This is a genomic window from Pedobacter sp. BAL39, from assembly GCF_000170795.1.
GTDB lineage: Bacteria > Bacteroidota > Bacteroidia > Sphingobacteriales > Sphingobacteriaceae > Pedobacter.
In genome coordinates, this window is the sequence record NZ_ABCM01000005.1 from 273,928 (window position 1) to 293,631 (window position 19,704).

At 47.9% G+C, this 19,704-nt stretch carries 12 protein-coding genes; 1 reads left to right on the forward strand and 11 read right to left on the reverse strand.

The window, feature by feature from the left end; genetic code table 11:
• Nucleotides 1–8 precede the first annotated feature (8 nt).
• From PBAL39_RS09180 to PBAL39_RS09200, 5 genes are all read right to left on the reverse strand, one after another.
• Nucleotides 9–1,304 carry an MFS transporter gene (locus tag PBAL39_RS09180; protein WP_008240593.1) on the reverse strand — a complete coding sequence of 432 codons (1,296 nt, stop codon included), beginning with the start codon at nucleotides 1,302–1,304 and terminating at the stop codon, nucleotides 9–11.
• A complete protein-coding gene (locus PBAL39_RS09185; protein WP_008240594.1) occupies nucleotides 1,294–2,352 on the reverse strand; it encodes a glycoside hydrolase family 130 protein in 1,059 nt (352 codons plus the stop codon). Before PBAL39_RS09185 ends, PBAL39_RS09180 begins: the two co-directional genes overlap by 11 nt.
• An 86-nt stretch (nucleotides 2,353–2,438) precedes the next feature.
• Nucleotides 2,439–3,923, reverse strand: a complete 1,485-nt coding sequence (locus PBAL39_RS09190; protein ID WP_039866367.1) for a RagB/SusD family nutrient uptake outer membrane protein — start codon at nucleotides 3,921–3,923, stop codon at nucleotides 2,439–2,441.
• A gap of 13 nt (nucleotides 3,924–3,936) precedes the next feature.
• Complete coding sequence (locus tag PBAL39_RS09195) at nucleotides 3,937–7,017, reverse strand: TonB-dependent receptor (protein WP_039866329.1); 3,081 nt, start codon at nucleotides 7,015–7,017, stop codon at nucleotides 3,937–3,939.
• Nucleotides 7,018–7,101: 84 nt separating this feature from the next.
• Nucleotides 7,102–11,193: a two-component regulator propeller domain-containing protein gene (locus PBAL39_RS09200; RefSeq protein WP_008240599.1), complete on the reverse strand. Its 4,092-nt coding sequence runs from the start codon at nucleotides 11,191–11,193 to the stop codon at nucleotides 7,102–7,104.
• Nucleotides 11,194–11,813: 620 nt separating this feature from the next.
• Here PBAL39_RS09200 and PBAL39_RS09205 point away from each other — a divergent pair.
• On the forward strand, nucleotides 11,814–13,589 hold the full coding sequence (locus tag PBAL39_RS09205) for an aminopeptidase P family protein (RefSeq protein WP_008240601.1): 1,776 nt from the start codon (nucleotides 11,814–11,816) through the stop codon (nucleotides 13,587–13,589).
• A 188-nt stretch (nucleotides 13,590–13,777) separates the two neighbouring features.
• Here the strand turns inward: PBAL39_RS09205 and PBAL39_RS09210 are convergent, their stop codons facing one another.
• The 6 genes from PBAL39_RS09210 to fucP all read right to left on the reverse strand — a co-directional run bounded on the left by PBAL39_RS09210 (nucleotide 13,778) and on the right by fucP (nucleotide 19,564).
• Nucleotides 13,778–14,368, reverse strand: coding sequence for a DUF4172 domain-containing protein (locus PBAL39_RS09210; RefSeq protein ID WP_008240602.1), 591 nt, complete (start codon nucleotides 14,366–14,368; stop codon nucleotides 13,778–13,780).
• A 225-nt stretch (nucleotides 14,369–14,593) separates the two neighbouring features.
• Complete coding sequence (locus PBAL39_RS09215) at nucleotides 14,594–15,451, reverse strand: fumarylacetoacetate hydrolase family protein (RefSeq protein ID WP_008240603.1); 858 nt, start codon at nucleotides 15,449–15,451, stop codon at nucleotides 14,594–14,596.
• Nucleotides 15,452–15,463: 12 nt separating this feature from the next.
• Entirely contained in the window at nucleotides 15,464–16,228 is a 765-nt protein-coding gene (locus tag PBAL39_RS09220; RefSeq protein WP_008240604.1) for an SDR family NAD(P)-dependent oxidoreductase, read from the reverse strand.
• A gap of 49 nt (nucleotides 16,229–16,277) precedes the next feature.
• Nucleotides 16,278–17,936, reverse strand: coding sequence for a UxaA family hydrolase (locus tag PBAL39_RS09225; protein ID WP_008240605.1), 1,659 nt, complete (start codon nucleotides 17,934–17,936; stop codon nucleotides 16,278–16,280).
• Nucleotides 17,933–18,271 (reverse strand): L-rhamnose mutarotase, encoded by a 339-nt coding sequence (locus tag PBAL39_RS09230; protein WP_008240606.1) that lies wholly within the window; start codon nucleotides 18,269–18,271, stop codon nucleotides 17,933–17,935. Before PBAL39_RS09230 ends, PBAL39_RS09225 begins: the two co-directional genes overlap by 4 nt.
• Before the next feature lie 3 nt (nucleotides 18,272–18,274).
• Nucleotides 18,275–19,564: an L-fucose:H+ symporter permease gene (gene fucP, locus PBAL39_RS09235; protein ID WP_008240608.1), complete on the reverse strand. Its 1,290-nt coding sequence runs from the start codon at nucleotides 19,562–19,564 to the stop codon at nucleotides 18,275–18,277.
• Between the last annotated feature and the right edge of the window lie 140 nt (nucleotides 19,565–19,704).

Below are 19,704 nucleotides of genomic sequence, written 5' to 3' on the forward strand. Positions count from 1 at the left end.
AGGTGTTGTTATACAATATCTGGTATGGGCGTGACGGTCTTGGCCGCCGCCTCCGACTCGTGATCCATTGATTCGGTTATTAACCTGCCTTTTCTAATGATGTCTTTGGCTACCCAGAAAGAGCTGAGCTGCAATACAGCAACAATAATAATCGCATAACGCAGGGCAACTTCATTAGAAAAATAATAGGCCAGCAACAAGAATGTTCCAGCTCCGGTAAGCCTGCCCAGATACAGTCCGCCTTCATGATTCAGGATATAGGCAAACTCACTCCTCTTTTCTTTTTTCGTGAGGATGTCAATCACACTAAACTGAATGGGAAAATAAGCCAGGTCCAGCAGCGGTTTTGCCAGCAGCAGGAACAGCATGAAAAGGATCACCCCGGTTTCATTAAACAGGATACCATTGATCAGGGCAGCAATGGTGAACAGGACCAGGCCCGTTCCGAAGACATAGATCCGGTGTTCAGGCCCGGTCTTGCGGCCAATGATATACATCAGGATGGCGGCAAAAATCGCCCCAACGGACTGTGCCGTGCCCAGCGCGCCCTCCTTGCCCAGCAGCAACATAATGAGCATCGCCGGGGCGGTCACCAGAAAGCCCTGCACCAGACCTTTCAATACCGCCAGGAACATCAGTTTGTTCCAGTAGGGGTCGAACTTAAAATAAAGGAATTTTTTATTGATGGGATTCGTAAATTTCCCCGTGAAACACATCACAGAGGCCCCTACAGTAATGGCAAAAACGATTCCGGTCACAATTTTATAGGCAAGCTTGGCATCTCCATGATTGCCGGAAACTTCAATAAACCAGCCGATGAGTACTGGAATTACAACGGCGATGATGGTATAAAAGAAAGTCTCCAGCCCATAATAGTAATTTCTGTTTTTATCATCTGTCATTGCCAGTGCCAGGAAGTCCCTGTTTGCCCAGTAAAAGCCAAAGGACATGCCCATCACGATCCCTGCAATCCCAATTCCCATAATATCAAGAGTCTTCAAAGACATCATGATCATCATCGACACCCCGCTGAGGATCATTCCCAGGGAGTACAAGGTCTTAATCGGAAAACGGTTAAGCAGCCAGCCGTTAATCAGGAAAGTCAGTGGGATCCCCGTATAAATGGTCAGCTGATAGACAACTACCTTCACTGGGTCATTAGAGCTGCGCATGACGTAGGCCGCAACAAAAATGTCGATCACGGGAAGTACAATGCTGTAGATCATGTTGGTGAGCGTGAGTACCTTGAAGTTATGTGACTGCGATTTAAAGTGAGCAATCTCTGTTTTTAGCTTAGCGATCATGACTATAGGTTAAGGAGCTGAGCAACTCAGCGATAGAAAATTTAGCCCCGCAGACGAATTCATCCGCAGCACCATAATAAATGGTCAGCTCATCGCCGTTTACCACATGGCCATTGGTAAAGACCACATGTCCGAAGAAACCACTGGTCTCGTATTCGGCAGTAGGCACCATAATCGGGTCATCGGTCCTCGCCAGCACTTTTGTGGGATCATCAAGATCTAACAGAAAAGCGCCCAGGCAGTACCGGTGACCTGCATCCGCACCATGGTAAATCTCCAGCCAGCCCTGATCAGTTTTTATGGGAGCAGCTCCTGCACCCACACGGGCGCTGTCCCAGCTCCCCTCCCTGGTTCTGATGATACACTGATGTTTGCCCCAATAGATGCCATCCGGGGACTCTGCAATCCAGATGTAGTTGCCCCCCAGGTCTACACTGCTCGGACGGTGCAAGGCATAGTATTTTCCATTGATGCGTTCTTCAAAGATTGCACAGTCTTTATTATGCGGTGGAATGATCATCCCTTCGGATGCAAACTGCTTCCAGTCTTTGGTGGTACGCAGGCCGACACCTACCCCCTGGCCAGACACCGCAGTGTAGGTAAGGTGATAAGTCCCTTCAATCAGGCTCACGCGGCAGTCTTCCACGCCAAAGGCTTCCTGCGTCGTCTCGCCCTGGAGGTAGGGATATCCCTCAGGCTCATAAAAATGAATGCCATCATCGCTGCATAACATACGAAGGTGTGAAAGGGTAGTGAGGTAGTCAACACCCTTATAGCGGATGACACGTGGATCACCGGCATCAAGATCGGGGTCAGCGGTAGCAATTTCTATAATTTCAATGCCATCACCGGTAAGCACAGGAAAGGAAATGATGCCCTCCTGTTGTGCGGGTCGCTCCGCCACGCGCACCAGCAGCCAGGTTTTGTTTTCAAAGGTAAATACTCCTGGATTGAGGAGACAGGTAATTTCCAGTCCTTCGCGGCTTGGGTTTAAGTCTTTGGGAGACAGGAGTGGGTTCTGGGTAAATCTTAGGGCTTGATCTGTCATCTGAATTAGTTTATCGTTCGTTCAAAAAAGGTCATGAGGGTTCCCTGAAGCCCGATACCAGGCTCCGGGAACCCACTTAGAAATAGTTAGTATCCTGTATTCTGCACAATTCCTTTTCCGGATTTATCGACCTCACCCTGCGGTACAGGGTACAGGTAATTGTGGTCCTGGAAATTCTTGCCGAGTGCTGTAAGTACAGTTTTTGCCGTTTTCCAACGCTTAAGATCGTTCAGGCGTTGTGCTTCAAAACCAAGCTCTACACGACGCTCCTGCATGAGCCACCCTTGGATCTGAGCCTTATCCGTTGTTGAAGGCCTGTCGGGCAAGGTCCCAGCCGGGGCATTGCCCCCGCCAGCAATAGCTGAGGTACGGGCACGTGTCCTCACCTGATTGATGAGGGCAATTGCATTACCATAGGCTGCAGTCTCATTATATGCTTCAGCTTTCCAAAGCAATACATCGGCCATGCGGATCATGATTTTGTTGCTCGGTCCATCATCATTTCCCTTATTTACACCATTGAGGGTCCCCAATAATTTGTTTACATTTTTATCTGCCACATTGACCGTATAGGCAAGCCTCGGATCATTCGGCTCAAATGCATTGATAAAATCTGTCGTTGGCGCGAAAAAGCCCCAGTCCAGCAATGCGCTGATGCCGTTTCCTTTTCTAACAGTTTGTCCGGAGATGTGGTCGTACGCAAAGATGACTTCATTGTCCAGAAATTCTTTGTCGACAGCAAAATTGTCAAAGTAATTTGCATTTAGGCTATAAAAGTTTGTTCCTTCCAGCTCCGTAACCAGAGAGATCACATCTGCCCAGCGCTGGTTATACAATGCTACTTTAGCCTGAAGCGCAATTACGGCACCCTTAGATACCCGCCACTTTTCGGTGGTGCTGGAGAACTTCGCAGCAGGCAGTGCAGTCTTGGCTTTAGACAGGTCATCATTGATCAATGCCCAGGCTTCAGACTGCGGTACTGTCTTGGCTACTTCATAAGCATCATTGAAAGTAGTCAGCGGTTTTGTAATGATGGGCACATCGCCGAAATTATTCACCAGGTCAAAGTAGTAGTAGGCCCTCAGAAAATAAGCTTCCCCCAGCAGACGGTTTCTTAAGGTAGCATCCATTCCTACTTTGGCCACAAGCGCATCGTCGGTAAGGTAGCTCAGCGCCAGATTGGCTTTAGAGATCCCCTGATAATTGAAGGCCCAGATGCCATTGAACCCTCCATTCTCCGCAGTAAACCTGAACGCAGCGATATCATCCATCCAGGGCTGATCACCATCCGGATTCCACTTTTTCTGAACATCACCACCTGCAATGTCCTGAAGAATAATATCGGGTCTTATTACCTTGCCGCCGGCCCAGTCCCAGTTTCCCATCAGGTTCAGCGTATACGACAGCATCCGGTATGAGGCGTCTACCGCAGAGGTTACCGTGTTGAGGGTCGGTTCAGTGCTCACCTGCTCAGGGGTGATCAAACCAATCGGATCTTTATAAAGTTCTTTTTTGCAACCTGCAGCAAACATCAGTGTGACCGCAAACAGGGATATATATAATCGTTTCATCTGAATATCGTTTTTAAAATTTAACATTTACACCAAAAAGGAAGGCACGTGACTGCGGGTAGGTTCCCATGTCAATCTGATCTACTGATTCCGGGTCCAGGCCCGTGTAGTTCGTACTGGTATACAGGTTTTGTCCTGATACATAAACCCTTACATCCTGCAATCCCAACTTCTTATTTTTGATCATTGACCCGAAAGAATATCCGAGCTCCACATTTTTGATCCTGAAGTAGGATGCATCCTCCACATATAGGCTGGATACCCTGCTCGTCCCAGTATCAGTGGTACTCACCCTGGGCATGGTGTTGGAAGTACCAGGACCTGTCCAGCTGTTCAGCACCATAGTCGATGAGTTGAACGGACGGGTATCAAAATTGGTGATCTTCTTGGCGTCGTTATATTTATCTACCCCCTGAACACCCTGCATAAATACAGAAAGGTCAAAGCCTTTGTAACTTCCGGAGAGGTTCATCCCATAAGACACCTTAGGAATTGGATTACCCAGGAAAGTACGGTCATTATCATTGATCTGACCATCACCGTTCAGGTCAGCAAATTTGATATCTCCCGGTACCTGATTCGGGTTGGTCGTGCCATACAAATGTTGCGACACCTCTGCTGCAGTTTGATAGATGCCCTCCATACGATAGCCGAAGAAGGCGTTCAACGGTTGTCCCGGAACAGTCCGGGTAAAAGGTCCACTTAGGGTAGGCAAATTAGGGTGTAACTGTAACACCTCATTGTTCAATGTTGCCATATTTCCATTAATACTGTAATTGAAATCGCCAATACGGTTACGATAGTTTGCAGAGAACTCGAATCCTTTGTTCCTCACCTTGCCCGCATTTACATAGGTGGGACTTACTGAGCCTACCATCTCCGGCAGGCTGAGCTGCAGCAGGATACCTGAGGTGTTCTTGATAAAATAATCAGCGGAGAAAGACAGGTTGTTGTTGAGAAAACCAAAGTCCAGGCCAATATTATGCTGCGAGGTGGTTTCCCATTTCAGGTCGGGATTACCATAGCGGTTCAACGAATAACCATCGCCGTCTTTAATCATTGTACTCAGGTAAGCATAATTGGGAATCTGCTGATTGCCGAGCTTTCCCGTGCTGGCGCGGAGCTTCAGGTTGGAAATCCAGGAAGCCTCTTTCAGGAAAGACTCCTGGGAAATCACCCAGCCTGCGGATACAGAAGGGAAATACCCCCATTGGTTGTTCTCCCCAAATCGTGAAGATGCATCTGCACGAAGATTGGCGGTAAGCATATAACGGGCATCATACTCATACGTTACAGAACCAAATAAAGAGAAGAGTGCCCATTCGCCGGCATTCCCCCCATTCCAGAGGTCCGCAGCTGTGCCTCCGAAGTCTATGTACTGAAAGCTGCCAGAGGTATAGTCATATCTGGCACGTGAGGCAGATATTGCAGAAGAGGTATTTTTGATGTATTCAGATCCCACCAATGCATTTATGGAATGTTTACCAATGGTTTTCACATAGTTCAGCGTATTGTTCCAGGTAAGGTTCAACTCCTGTCCACGCTCTTCGTTTAAGCCATTGGGCCTGTTCTGGCGCCCCATGCCTTTGCCCACATCTAAGCTGCCACCCCCACCGTCATCATCACCGAAGTTCTGAAGAAAACGTTTGTTGTGCAGAAAGTTCAGGTCAACACCCAGGTTTGTTCTTAATGTCAGCGACTTATCGCCCAGAAATGCGTACTGCGCATAGGCATTACCGAATGTTTTCACATTGTTTCTTTTGTCATTTGCATAGTAGGCAAGTGCAATAGGATTTGATGACCGCTCAAAATAAGGATTCCAGCCGCCATTGCTGTTGTTGTTGGCATAAAAAGGCAGGTCTGTAAAAGGATCATTTGCCTTATAAGTAGGATCCGAAGGATCTTTATAAACCGATAATAACGGTGGCCTCAGAAGTGCGTGACGGATGATGCCTGGCGCATCTCCTTTCGACGACAACCAGTCCTGCCTTGCCGAAGACATCTGAAAATTGGTTCCCATCTTAAACCTGTCAGTCAGGTTGGCATTGATGTTCGCGCGGAAGTTAAAACGCTCATACTGGTCATTGTCGTACACCACAATTCCGTTCTGTTTATAATAGGCGCCAGACAACAGGTACTGCACCTTTTCACTGCCCCCGCTTGCGGTAAGCTGTGCACTCTGCGACCTTCCGGTTTCAAAAAGCTCATCCAGCCAGTCCGTATCTGCCAGGTCTGTCCTGCTTTTCGCTGCCGTGTATGGGTTTGCACCTGCATTTCCTCCATTGATCCACGCGCGCTCCTGTTTATCCAGATATTGTGCTGTGTTTAGCAAGGTGGGCAGGTTTGTTACCTGCTGAATGCCATTAAAGTAATTCAGCTCCAACGATGAGCGGTCAACTGCGCCCTGTTTTGTCGTAATCACCACCACACCCCCGGCAGCCCTGGAACCATAAATAGAAGCAGAAGCGGCGTCTTTCAGGACGGTGAGGGTTTTAATATCTGATGGATTTAAAAAGGAAATATCTTTGGTAGGCGTGCCGTCCACCACAAAAAGCGGACTGTTATCGCCAATGGTTCCTTCACCACGAATGCGGATGTTGATCGGATCACCAGGAGCGCCCGTGCTCTGCGTCACCTGCACGCCGGACACCTGGCCCTGCAACATCTGCGACACGTCAGCCACGCGGCGTTTCTGCCCGTCCTCCATATTTAGTGTGCCCACCGCACCGGAAATAGATCCTTTACGCTGCGAAGTGTAACCTACCACCACCACCTCATTCAGGTCAGACGTGCTCGGCTTGAGCGAAACATTCAATACGGCGTTCGTCGTATATGGCAGCGTAACACTGTTATAGCCAACATAGCTAAACACGAGCGAAGCTCCACCTTCAGCGCGAAGTGTAATGCTGTAGTTACCGTTCACATCGGTAGAAGTTTTATTGGTTGTATTTAACTGTTGGATGACCACCCCCGGGAAGGGCTGATTACTTTCATCGGTCACCTTTCCTGTAAGTTTGGTCTGGGCCAGGACACTGAAGCCTGAAAATACCATGAGTAGTACTAAACCCAAAGCGAAGTGTAGCTTTCTTTTCATCTGTGATTATATTTGGATAGAGCAAATGTATAGTGTATAGCCCCTTCAGGCAGTACACTATAATTGCATTTTAGTTCACTATAATTACAAAATGGGCGTATTTTCTTCGAAATACTGCTGACGGTACTCATTCGGTGCGCAACGGTAAATCTTTTTGAATTCCCTGAAGAAATAAGATTTGTTGTTGAAGCCCGTCCGGTAAAAGATCTCTGATACGGTATATTGGGAACTCAGGAGCATGTCGGCAGCATGCTTCAGTCTGATTCTCTTGATAAACTCTGCAGGTGTCATTCCGGCAAGAGATTTCAACCTCCGGTACAGCTGCATTTTACTGATGGATAGGGCATCCTCCAGCGTGGCCGCATTGAGGTCTGGCTCATTCAGGTTCTGCTCAATTGCTTTCAGCAGGGCCTCAAGGAACTGTTTATCCGCATCAGCGATATCAGCATCCATAAACTGGTTGGTGATGTGCTGGTCTTTGATCAGGTGCTGCATACGCTCCTGGTAGTCAAGCAGCTTCCTGATCCTCACCTGCAGGTAATTGATTTGAAAAGGCTTGGGGATGTAGGCATCTGCACCAACCTCATATCCTTCTGTCTTATGGTCCTCTGTCCCTCTTGCAGAGAGGATCACAAAAGGGATCTGTGCCAGCGCCGGCGTCTGTTTAACGGCCCGGCACAGTTCAAGGCCGTCCATATCTGGCATCATGACATCACTGATGATGAGACTGGGCACTGTCTTCTGAAGAAACTGGAGTGCAGCTCGTCCATTGCCGGCCTCATAAATGATATAGTGTTCTTTCAACACATTACGAATCAGGAAGCGAAGTTCAGGCTCATCCTCAACAATGAGGACACTTTGCCTGTTTTTCTGCTGAAGGTCGTCAATGAGACTGTTTTTATTTTCTTCTTCGGCACTCACCGCATCCGGGCGTTCGTGAACCTTCACCAACGACTCGTACAGCGATGATGGTGCTGAGGTAATCACCTCATCTTCCTTCCCCTCAAGGGCCACTGCCTCCAGCTTCATGCTGATGATAAAGTGAATCCATTCCCCCTCCAGCCGCACATCAATCGCCGCATCCATCAATGTAATCAGCTCCCGCGTGAAAGCGAGTCCTATGCCAGTGCTGAACTTTTCGCGCGACCGGTCATTGCTGACATAAAACTTGCTGAATATCTGCTCCAGATCTTCCTGACCCAGCATGCATCCGGAGTTGGACACCTCAATATAGAGCATTTTTGTTTCCTGTTGACAGGTAGCCTTAAAAACTACCGTCTCTCCATTGCCAGAGTGTTTAAAGGCATTGGACAATAGGTTGTAAAGAATTTTTTCCAGTTTGTCTTTATCCACAAATCCGGCCATCCCTTCTTGGATTTCCCTCAGATAGGTTTGATGATGCTGCTCACTCCCTTGTGTGAAAAGCACCGAGAGACTGTCCAGCATCTTGCTGATGTCTACATAATCGTCATTTCTCTTCAGGTAACCAGCCTCGGCCTTCCTGAACTCCAGCAACTGCTGAACAAGATACGTGAGCCGAGCGGTATGCTGATGCACCAGTGAGATAAAATAGTTGTTTTCCCTGGTTTGCAGGAAGTGCTCCACAGACCCCATGATCATGGTCAGCGGTGTCTGGATCTCATGGGCAATATTGGTAAAGAAATTGAGCCGCTGCTGATGTTCCACCTCGTCTTTCTGCCTTAGCAGCGACTCCATCTGCAGCTGATATTTCATCTGAAGTTTATTTTTACGATAGGTGTGAAAAGCATATCCTGAAGCTATAATGACAACCAGGTACAGCAGGATTGCGGGATAGGTAAGCCAGAAATACTGATCCACCTGCAGCCTGAATACCCTGGTCCCCGTTGTCCACTCTCCCTCACCATCACTCCACCTGATGAGCAACGTATAATTTCCCGGGGGGATGTTACTTCTGGCGATGTTCCCACTGGAGGTGGAATAAGTCCATGTTTTATCCAGTCCCTCCAGCTTATAGGCAAACTCATTTTTGGCCTCGTTCAGGAAACTCATAGATTTGATGCTGAGCTGGAAAAAGTTATTCTTCCGTTCCAGCGTATATTCGGGAATGGCAGATGCCGATGGCTTAATCACCTGCAGCCTGTTTTCATCAATCGTCTGTCCTCCCATTTGTACGCGGGAGATCAGCAGGTTTGGCTGCAGCTGATCTCCCCGGATCTCCTCAGGCCTGAAATAGTTAAATCCATAAATGCCCCCGAAATAAAGTGTACCATTGCTGCTCTTCCATACTGCACCATCACTGAACTCATTGCTCTGCAGCCCCTCGCTTTCCCGAAAACTCGATACCGCCCCATTATCAGGGTTGAGCCTTGCAAGACCTTTATTGGTGCTTAGCCAGATGTTCCCCGAATTGGCTTCCTCGATTGCATGAATGGTGTTGTTCGGCAGCCCCTCCTCCATCGTAAAACGTTTGAAGACCGGCTGCTCACGTTTTGACTCCGAAGGGCTTAGCATATTGAGGCCGTAGCTCGTCCCGATCCACAGCCGACGCTGCTGGTCTTCATATAATGACAGGACGTCATTATTGGAAAGGCTATTGGTATAGGTAAATGCTTTGAAGGTCTTGAATGTACCTTTTTGTTTATCCAGCACACTCAGTCCGCCATACCGGCAGGCAATCCATAACCGGCCATCGCTCCCATTGCTCAGGGCATAAATGATGTTGTTGGCCAAACCATTGCCGGAATTGGACAGGTATTGTTTAAATTCCGTTACAGACAATATTCCCTTTGGGTCCGCTGAGATCCTGAGGTGCACCAACCCACTTCCGCTGGTACCAATCCACAAGCTGCTGTCCCGATCCTGCAAAATGGCATACACAGATCCAAAATCCGGTAACCGGGCAGTACCGCTCAATTCTCTCCAGCCGACAACACGCTTCCTGGATTCATCATATATGGTAATCCCCCGCCCATCTGTACCGATATAAACATAAGGTCCGTACCCTTTTAAGATGGCATAAACTGCGTTATTGTCCAATCCGTTAGTTGTATTTATGCCAGTGGTGACTGGTCTGCCCGCATCCTCCCAGAAATGATGCATCTGCAAAATCCCCTTGCCCTTCGTGCCTACCCACAAATCCCTGCCCACGGCAGCAAAGGCACGTACCGGACGGTTCAGCTCCGGCCTGTTCTGCGGGCTCACCAACAGAAACTGATTCACCCGCGGAAAGATCTTAATCAGCCCATTCCCATCGGTTCCCAGCCACAATACTTCATCCCTGGCAGCATGGATGGTAGTAACTTTCGTTCCCGCCAGTCGCGCGACCTCCTGCTGCAGGAAGCCGGCCGGCCGGAAGGAGGCATCAAAGGCCGCTACACCCTGCGATTCCCAGGCCACCATATAAAAGGACTGGTAATAGCTTATGGCGCGTATTCCCCTGGGCATACGCGCCACCCTGGTCATACGGTAACGGACATCCGACTTCCAGAGGTTGTTCTGCACATCACTGAGCAACATGGTATTGTTGACAAAATAAAGATTGGTAATTGACGTAGATGGTCTGAAACGTTTAACCAGCGCCAGCTGATTGCCAGCCCTGGTCTGGCCAATACTCAGTGTTCCGTTGCGCTGCAGAAACCAGATCTGCCGGTCTTTACCGGCCACAATCCTCACCACCTCAGTATTTCCAGGCAAAAAAGAGAGCGCCTGAAAAGTATCTTTAACCTGATTGAAGACACTTAGTCCATGACTTTTGCTATAACAGAATACGTGCCCGTCGCTGGCCACCACCAACTCATATTCCCGTTCACCAATGCTCCTACGTGCCTCCCCGTTGTAAAAATATCTGTAAAACTTACCACTGCGCTTTTCAAACCTCGTGATCCCCCCAATTGTGCTGATCCAGATGTTCCCCCGTTGATCTTCTTTCACATCTTGTATTACGTTGTTGCCGATGCTCCCGGCCTGATCACTGCTGTAATTGAACACCCTGAAGTCAGTACCATCATGCATGTTCAGCCCATCCCAGGTACCTACCCACAACAACTGGTCACTGTCCTGAAAAAGCACATTTACAGCACTGTTTGACAAACCGTTTCGATTGTCAAACTGCTGGTAGTAAAACTGCATGGCACCCGCCGGAACAGGCATAGCGATTGCCCTGCTGTCAATGACAAAAATAGATAATACAAGCATCCAAAGCCTACAAAAGTCCTTCATTACAGGTTGACAAAATTTCGGGGATTAACAACTATACAATGTAAAACTAAAAGCGGACAAAACCTAAAAAAAGAGCCGTTTTCACAACTTCGATTGCAAAGAAAACCTTGTTTCGACCGGCTCCTCAAGCTCACCTCACACACTAATAACTTTTAACTTATTGTAGTACGAATAATTAATAATTTTCTAGTTTTACATAATATGACCGATCAAAATCATGTAAACGAACTCATAATTAACGTCAACAACCCTTCTCATGAGTCTAAAATCTCTTGTAGCTGATCCCGCAACCAGCCTTCTGCAAGACCGTTTCCAAATGAAAACAAACGCAATCAACACCAGGCTCAAAGCCCTGTTTGACGACATCACGTTGCCGGGCGACTTCTGCGCGCCCTCCCTTTGTGCAATACATCAGCTTCGTCAGGCTCTGATAACCGCCAGTTCTCAAGATCTTTCATGCTGTCAGGAATGGGAATTAACAAGAATAATACCTACCGCTGACGGATAAGTAATACCCCTAATTTTCTAAAGGAATTAAATTACATAGATTTGCAAGAGTATCATTTGAACTGAATCTTAGATTAAAAATTTAATACATGACTTATCAGGAAAAATTAAGCGAAATACGTAAGCAGATGATCGCCGATGACGTTTCGGCCTATATCATTCCTTCTTCAGATCCTCACATCAGCGAATATCTACCACACCACTATAAATGTATCCCTTTTGCATCAGGCTTTACCGGATCGGCGGGCACATTGGTGATCACCCATGAGTTTGCTGGGCTGTGGACTGACTTCCGATATTTTGAGCAGGCAGCTGAACAACTTGCTGGAAGTGGCTTCGAGCTGGTCAGACAGAGAGTGCAGCATGCTCCGGAATACATACAATACCTGATTGATCAACTTCCCGCTGGTGCCAAAGTAGCATCAAACGAAAAGTTACTTTCTCTTTTACTTGGTGATTTGCTGACGCAGTCCTTTGCCATAAAAGGCATTGAGTTCCTCAGTAAAGATTACCTGAGTCCCATCTGGATCAACAGACCTGAGCTGCCCGTGGAAAAAGCATTCCTCCTTGAGGATGACCACGTCGGACAATCGGTGGCTGCAAAAATTGCGGCTGTACGTGAGGAGCTGCTGAAAAAAGGCGCCGCTTACCACCTTATCTCTTCGCTTGATGACATGGCCTGGTTATTCAACATGCGCGGTAAAGACGTCAGCTACAATCCCGTAGTGCTGAGCTTCGCCCTCATCAGCCAGGACCATGCTAAGTTATACATCAATACCACAAAACTAACCGGAACGGAAAAAGAAACCCTGCTGAAAAGTGGTGTGGAAGTCCTTCCATACGAAGATATTGAAACCGCGCTGACCAGGGTCCCTGACAACAGCTCCATCTTCATCGACCCTAAGCGGAACTGCTTTGCTTTTGCCAAGCTCATCCCCGCATCGGTCAGGATCATTTACGATACCAACCCATCCACCAACCTGAAATCCGTCAAGAATGCAACGGAACTGGCCAACACCAGAACGGCAATGACAAAAGACGGAGTGGCCATCACACGGTTCCTCAAATGGTTAGCTGACAACATCGGCAAGATCACCATAACCGAGCTTTCTGCCGCCGCGGAACTGCATAAGTTCAGGGCCGCACAGGAAGGATTTTCCGGCGATAGCTTTACCACCATCAGTGCCTACGGTCCGCATGGTGCGCTTCCGCATTATGGCCCATCCAGGGAGAGCGATGTCGAGATTAAACAGGAAGGTTTATTCCTCCTCGATTCAGGAGGTCAGTATTTCTACGGCACAACAGACATCACCCGCACCATCCCCATGGGGAACAATACCGAAGAGGAAAAAACAGATTATACACTTGTACTAAAAGGAATGATCGACGGATGTAAGGTCCGCTTTCCGAAAGGTACCTGCGGTTATCAGATTGATGCCATCACACGCAAGCCACTATGGGACTATGCCATCAACTATGGTCACGGCACAGGTCACGGTGTAGGTTACTTCCTGAACGTCCATGAAGGTCCACAAGTATTCAACCCTACGCCAACCCCCGTAAGTATTGCACTGGGAATGATCACCTCTGTGGAGCCAGGAGTGTACCGCCCTGGAAAACATGGTGTCAGGATCGAGAATCTGGTCAACACCATTGCCGACATCAGTAATGAGTTCAATGAGTTTTATGCTTTTGAATGCCTGACCATCGCTCCGATCAGCACCAGGATTGTTAAAAAAGACCTGCTGGAACAAAGTCAGATTGAATGGCTGAACGCCTACAATGCCTCGGTATATGAGCGCCTGAGTCCATTCCTTTCGGAGGATGAAGCGGCATTCCTGAAAGTGGAAACCAGCGCGATTTAGTAGTGCAGCGTATAAGTTAGGGCTGATCTTTCAGGATTAATCACTGAAAGACCATATCCCTGAACTAATAAAAAAGGGCATTGCTGTCGAAGGCTGAAAAGCTTGCGCTGAAAAAGCGCAAACGTTTCTAGGCCTTCTCGTAGCAATACTCTTTTTTATTTCAACATCTTACAAACCGTTCTATGGTGTTATATTGTGGGATAGGCGAGATTCAAGATATAGCGACTGCTACGTCCCTCTCCCTGGGAAATCAGCACACCAGCATCGGTTAATGTCTGCAGATCTCGTGTAGCAGTAGCTTTTGATGCGCTGGTAATGTTCATGTACTTCTTTGCGGTCATCCCTCCCTTGAAACCTTCGATGCCGGCATCCAGCATTTTCCTGATCGCTTTAAGTTGCCGCTCTGTTAACTGCGCTTTATAACGATCAAAGAACAAAACTTTCTGAAGCGAAAAATTAACTACACCCTTAGCCTCACGCTGCGCGGCTAAGGTTAACTTCGCGAAATAAACAATCCATTCCGTAATCTCATTACTTTGCTGAGCGGCTTTCAGCGCAGCATAATAAGAAGACTTATTTGCTTCAATAGCCTTTGACAGACTGAGCACTACCGCCCTGCTCATCGTCTGAGACAAAGCTTCCTGCTGCACATATTCCGGCAATGTCTTCAGCAGACCACTCACCTCCCCTGTTTCTTCGGCAAAATCATATAACTCCGCTTCAACAGCAGCCAGGTTATACTTAAATTCAGGCCAGTCCGGCAATTCCCAATTATACATTTGAGCCGATTATTTAGTTTAATCGGCTCATCCGACTTTTAGCACGCAGATCTGCCTCGTCGCATATATAGTTGATGCCAAAAAAAAAGCTGGAATGGTGCTGCGAAGACATGCAAATGTTTCGCCCTTCAGCGAAACATTTGAGGATGAGCAGTACCGTTCCAGCTTTTCGAAGAAAGACCTCACCATGCCAGATCAAGCCAAATCAACGTCATTCAATGACAATTATCGTTTCTCAAATGCAATTACTTCCTGTCTTGACGTACCAAGGCCATCAATGCCGAGTTCGACGACATCACCCGCCTTCAGATAGACCGGCGGTTTAAAACCAAGTCCGACACCTGCAGGCGTTCCTGTAGAGATGACATCACCAGGAAGCAACGTCATGAACTGGCTTACATACGACACTACAAAAGGCACATTGAAAATGAAGTTGGAGGTATTGCCATCCTGCATCATTTTACCATTCACAGACAGCCACAAGCGCAGGTTGTTGACATCAGCAATCTCCTCTTTCGTTGCCAGGAAGGGTCCCAGCGGAGCGAAGGTATCGCATCCCTTGCCTTTATCCCAGGTGCCATTGCGCTCGATCTGAAACTCACGTTCAGAAACATCATTGTGCAATACATATCCGGCAACGTAGTCGAGAGCCTCAGCCTCCTCAACATAAGAAGCCTTTTTGCCGATGACGATGGCCAGCTCCACTTCCCAATCGGTCTTTACAGAACCTTTTGGGATCATGATCTGATCGAAAGGGCCAACGATGGCAGTGGTCGACTTCATAAATACCACAGGCTCCGGCGGCAGCGGTGCATTAGTTTCCCTGGCATGATCAGCATAGTTCAGGCCGATACATACCAGTTTAGAAGGACGGCCAATTGGTGATCCCAGACGTGTATCCTGAGGGACAACCTCCAGCTCACCTTCATTTTCTCTTACAAATGCCGACAGCTTCTCCAGACCATTGTCGCTAAAAAACTGCTCGTTATAGTCCTGACCAAAGGCAGAAGTATCATACCATACATCATTGACGATTACGCCAGTTTTCTCCTGATCGGCAGCTCCCCATCTGATTAATTTCATTGTTGTACGTTTTTAGTTATTTAATTTAATAAATCCTCCATCAAGAGGGTAATCATTTCCTGTGATAAAACCAGCTTCCTCCGCACAGAGGTAAAGTGCGAGATTGGCCACCTCCTCGGGTTGCCCCATGCGGCCTATAGGCTGGCTGGCCGACAATTTACCAAAAATCTCCGCTTCCTGTCCGGCATAGTTTTTTGCAATAAAGCCATCTACAAATGGGGTATGCACCCTTGCCGGTGAGATGCTGTTGCAGCGGATGCCATCAGCAAGGTAATCCCGGGCTACAGACAGTGTCATTGCATAGATGGCGCCTTTACTCATAGAATACGCAAAACGGTCGGTGATGCCCACATTGGCAGCAATAGAAGCCATGTTCAGGATCACAGCGGTACTACTTTTCTTCAAAGCCGGAATGGCTGCATACAAACAGTTATAAGCCCCAAGAACATTCACGTTGAAGACCTTCATAAAATCCTCCTCACTTGTGGTATCCGCCTTACCGACATGTGCGATACCTGCATTATTTACCAAGATATCAATTGTGCCGATCTCATTGAAGATCTTTACGACTGCTTCCTGATTGCTGACATCGCAGCTGTACGCTTTTGCTGTTCCACCTTCACCTTCAATTTCCGATACCGTCTGCGCTGCCGCTTCGGCATTCAGTTCAATGATGTGCACTGTTGCTCCCTGACGGGCAAAAAGGGTTGATATGGCTTTGCCGATACCACTTCCTCCACCCGTAATAATTGCTGATTTTCCTTTTAAACTAAACATCTTATGTTGTGATTAAGCAGCTCCTGTATCTTGATAGGAGCTGCTGTTGTTATAGTGAAACACCTCTTTTCCATGGGATGAAATCATCCTGATTCAATTGTACTGCCTTGGGGATGGTGACGCCGCTTGCAGCCTGGATACAATACTCCAGGATCTCTGCGCCCATCTCTTCAATGGTTTTCTCACCGGCGATGATCGGCCCGGTATCAATATCAATAATATCACTCATCCGTTCTGCCAATGCTGTATTGGTGGCAATTTTGATCACAGGACATACCGGGTTTCCCGTAGGTGTCCCCAATCCGGTAGTAAACAGGATCAATGTTGCTCCGCTTGCCGCTTTTCCCGTAGTAGCCTCCACATCATTTCCAGGCGTACATACCAGACTCAATCCCGCTTTGGTAGCAGGTTCGGTATAGTCGAGCACATCCACCACTGGTGAAGTACCGGCTTTCTTTGCCGCTCCGGTGCTTTTGATGGCATCTGTAATCAGTCCGTCCTTGATATTTCCCGGCGAAGGGTTCATGTGAAAACCTGAACCTACAGCATGCGCCTGTGCATCATATTCACGCATCAGGCGGATGAATTTCTCCGCTGTGGGCTGGTCAACACACCTGTCGATCAGGTTCTGCTCTGCACCACAAAGCTCCGGGAATTCCGCCAGCAGCACCTTTGCACCAAGTGCAACGAGCAAATCAGACGTATAGCCCACGGCAGGATTCGCGGAGATGCCGCTAAAGCCATCACTGCCGCCGCACTTCACACCTACCACCAGCTTGCTCAAAGGCGCCGGTGTACGCTCAAACTCATTGATCTCCGCCAGTCCCTTGAAAGTTCTGAAGATCGCATCTTTGATCAGCTGCTCCTCACTCTGACTTTGCTGCTGCTCAAAAACAAGTACCGGTTTGTCAAAATCAGGATTTCTTAGCCTGACATCTGCCAGAAAATCCTGAGTCTGCAGGTGTTGACAGCCGAGGCTCAGCACCGTAATACCCGCTACATTGGGATGATCAGCATACGAAGCCAACAGTTTGCTCAGTGTAGCAGCATCCTGCCTGGTTCCGCCACAGCCCCCCTGATGATTCAGGAATTTGATGCCATCCACATTTTTAAATACCCGCTTTCTTGTCGGGCTTACAGGTGTCAACGCTGCAGCGTCAAAACTGGTCAGCGTATCTCCACTGTTGAAGGCCTCCAGCAACTGATCTGTATACGATCTGTATTTATCTGTCACCGCATAGCCAAGGGTATTGTATAACGATTCCTTAATCACATCCAGGTTTCTGTTTTCACAAAATACAGTGGGAACAAACAACCAGTAATTGGCTGTACCTACACTCCCGTCCTTACGGTGATAGCCGTTGAAAGTACGGTTCCTGAATGCCGACACATCGGGTTGTTCCCATTGATAATCGACCTCACGGAAGGCATAGTCCTCAGCAGCATGCTGCACATTACCCACCGTCATGCGCATCCCTCTTTTTACGGGAACTGTAGCTTTACCCACAAGCACACCGTACATCAGCACCTCCCCACCAACATCCAGGTCATTGATAAATACCTTGTGTTTTGCAGGAATGGTTTCCAGCAGGACCAGCGGCTGTTGCTGCCAGTCGAGCACCTCACCTTCAGGCAGGTCCTGCAGCGCTACCAGCACATTGTCGCCGGGGTGAATCTGTAAAAAGCGCTTTTTTGTTATTGCTGTCATGAGTGTAATTCAAAAATTTTATCCATCATCATCCATTTCTCTCCCGGTTTTGCATTGGGCAGCGCCTGCTGATACTTCCACATCAGCGTTTCCCACTCCTGCACCACCGGATTTGCTGCATCTGCCGCCGCTTTTTTCTCAAAGGAGAAAGTATCGTCCACTTCCATCACCATGACCAGGCGCGTAGCCATCCTGAAGATCTCCATCTGCACAATTCCTGCACTGACAATACTCTCCTGGATTTCCGGCCAGATCTGCTGGTGTATCTCTTCATACTCGGCAATCAGCCCCGCGTCGTCTTTTAGGTCCAGGGTTAAATAATATTTTTTATTCATCGTTTAAACATTAACAGTCGCTACCCTATTTTTTACCTGATGTCCTTTCCAGCCAAACAGGAAGACCACTAAAAAGCAGATCAGTGGCACAATGTATCCCATCTGGATGTTTTCCGTCTGATCACTGATCAATCCCATTACCGGGGGCAGCACCGCACCGCCCACAATAGACATGATGATCAGGCTGCTGCCGAACTTGGTGTCCTTACCGAGATCCCTGATGCCCAACGAGAAGATGGTCGGAAACATAATCGACATAAAAAAAGCAATGGCAATGACAGTATATAGGGCCACCTGTCCTCCGGCAACCATGGCCACCGCACTCAATGCAATATTGATCAGCGCATAGATCGTCAGCAATTTAGGAGCACTGATAAAGCGCATCAGGAACGTTCCTACAAAACGACCGATCATAAAGGCCATCCCCATTCCATAACCGAGATATTTCGCAGCCTCCTGCTGCCCTATACCAGCGGCTTTGGTAGCGTACAGAATGAAAAAACTGAACACACAGATCTGGGCACCTATATAGAAAAACTGTGCCACAACACCCCATTTAAGCTGACGGTGTTTTAATGCATGAAGAATCTCTGTCTCGGCATTCCCATAGTCCTCCACGGCCTCTCCATGGGCACCTACTTCATGTTCTTTGATTTCCGGAAGCTTCAGGAAGATAAAGATGATAGCAATCAGGAGAATGATCCCGCCAAGAATCAGATAAGGCATTTTTACCGTTGCCGCTTCCGAGGCCAGCGCCGCCTGTCTTGCTGCGTCAGTCATTTTTCCGAGTGCTTCATCAGAGAAACCTTCGGTAAGGATGATTTTGGCACCAATGATCGGAGCGAGGGTCGCTGCAAGCCCGTTAAAGGACTGTGCAAAATTAAGGCGGAAGGTCGATGTTTCCTTTGGACCCAGCAAGGAGGCATAAGGATTTGCTGCCGTTTCCAGGATAGTCAATCCACAGGCAATGATAAACAGCGCCAGCAGGAAAAATAAGTACAACTGAGTATTGGCCGCAGGAATAAACAGAAAGGAGCCCGTGGCGAACAACAACAGTCCAAGGATGATCCCGGTTTTATATCCATATTTTTTCATGATGAATCCTGCCGGCAATGCCATTACAAAATAGGCGATGAACACGGCAGAGTCGACCAGTGAAGCCTGTAAAGTCGACAGGCTAAACGATTTCTTCAGGTGCGGAATGAGAATCGGATCCAGATTGTGCACGAAACCCCACATAAAAAACAGGGACGTGATCATCATGAATGGAAATAGAAATTTATTCTTGGTCATTAGGCTATAATTTGGTTACCCAAAGAAAGCGAATTATCCCCGTTATTATTTTACCCTATTACCCAATTATTATGTGTTTTTGGCAAACATGCCCACAAGGATTTAAAAAGGACCGCAATTCTGAATACTTTTAGATTGCG

Excerpts from the sequence above, each read along its gene's own strand:
- PBAL39_RS09205 (WP_008240601.1), top strand. The coding sequence starts at position 11,814 with ATGACTTATCAGGAAAAATTAAGCGAAATACGTAAGCAGATGATCGCC.
- PBAL39_RS09185 (WP_008240594.1), bottom strand. The coding sequence starts at position 2,352 with ATGACAGATCAAGCCCTAAGATTTACCCAGAACCCACTCCTGTCTCCC.
- fucP (WP_008240608.1), bottom strand. The coding sequence starts at position 19,564 with ATGACCAAGAATAAATTTCTATTTCCATTCATGATGATCACGTCCCTG.
- PBAL39_RS09200 (WP_008240599.1), bottom strand. The coding sequence starts at position 11,193 with ATGCTTGTATTATCTATTTTTGTCATTGACAGCAGGGCAATCGCTATG.
- PBAL39_RS09190 (WP_039866367.1), bottom strand. The coding sequence starts at position 3,923 with ATGAAACGATTATATATATCCCTGTTTGCGGTCACACTGATGTTTGCT.
- PBAL39_RS09230 (WP_008240606.1), bottom strand. The coding sequence starts at position 18,271 with ATGAATAAAAAATATTATTTAACCCTGGACCTAAAAGACGACGCGGGG.
- PBAL39_RS09220 (WP_008240604.1), bottom strand. The coding sequence starts at position 16,228 with ATGTTTAGTTTAAAAGGAAAATCAGCAATTATTACGGGTGGAGGAAGT.
- PBAL39_RS09215 (WP_008240603.1), bottom strand. The coding sequence starts at position 15,451 with ATGAAATTAATCAGATGGGGAGCTGCCGATCAGGAGAAAACTGGCGTA.
- PBAL39_RS09195 (WP_039866329.1), bottom strand. The coding sequence starts at position 7,017 with ATGAAAAGAAAGCTACACTTCGCTTTGGGTTTAGTACTACTCATGGTA.
- PBAL39_RS09225 (WP_008240605.1), bottom strand. The coding sequence starts at position 17,936 with ATGACAGCAATAACAAAAAAGCGCTTTTTACAGATTCACCCCGGCGAC.
- PBAL39_RS09180 (WP_008240593.1), bottom strand. The coding sequence starts at position 1,304 with ATGATCGCTAAGCTAAAAACAGAGATTGCTCACTTTAAATCGCAGTCA.
- PBAL39_RS09210 (WP_008240602.1), bottom strand. The coding sequence starts at position 14,368 with ATGTATAATTGGGAATTGCCGGACTGGCCTGAATTTAAGTATAACCTG.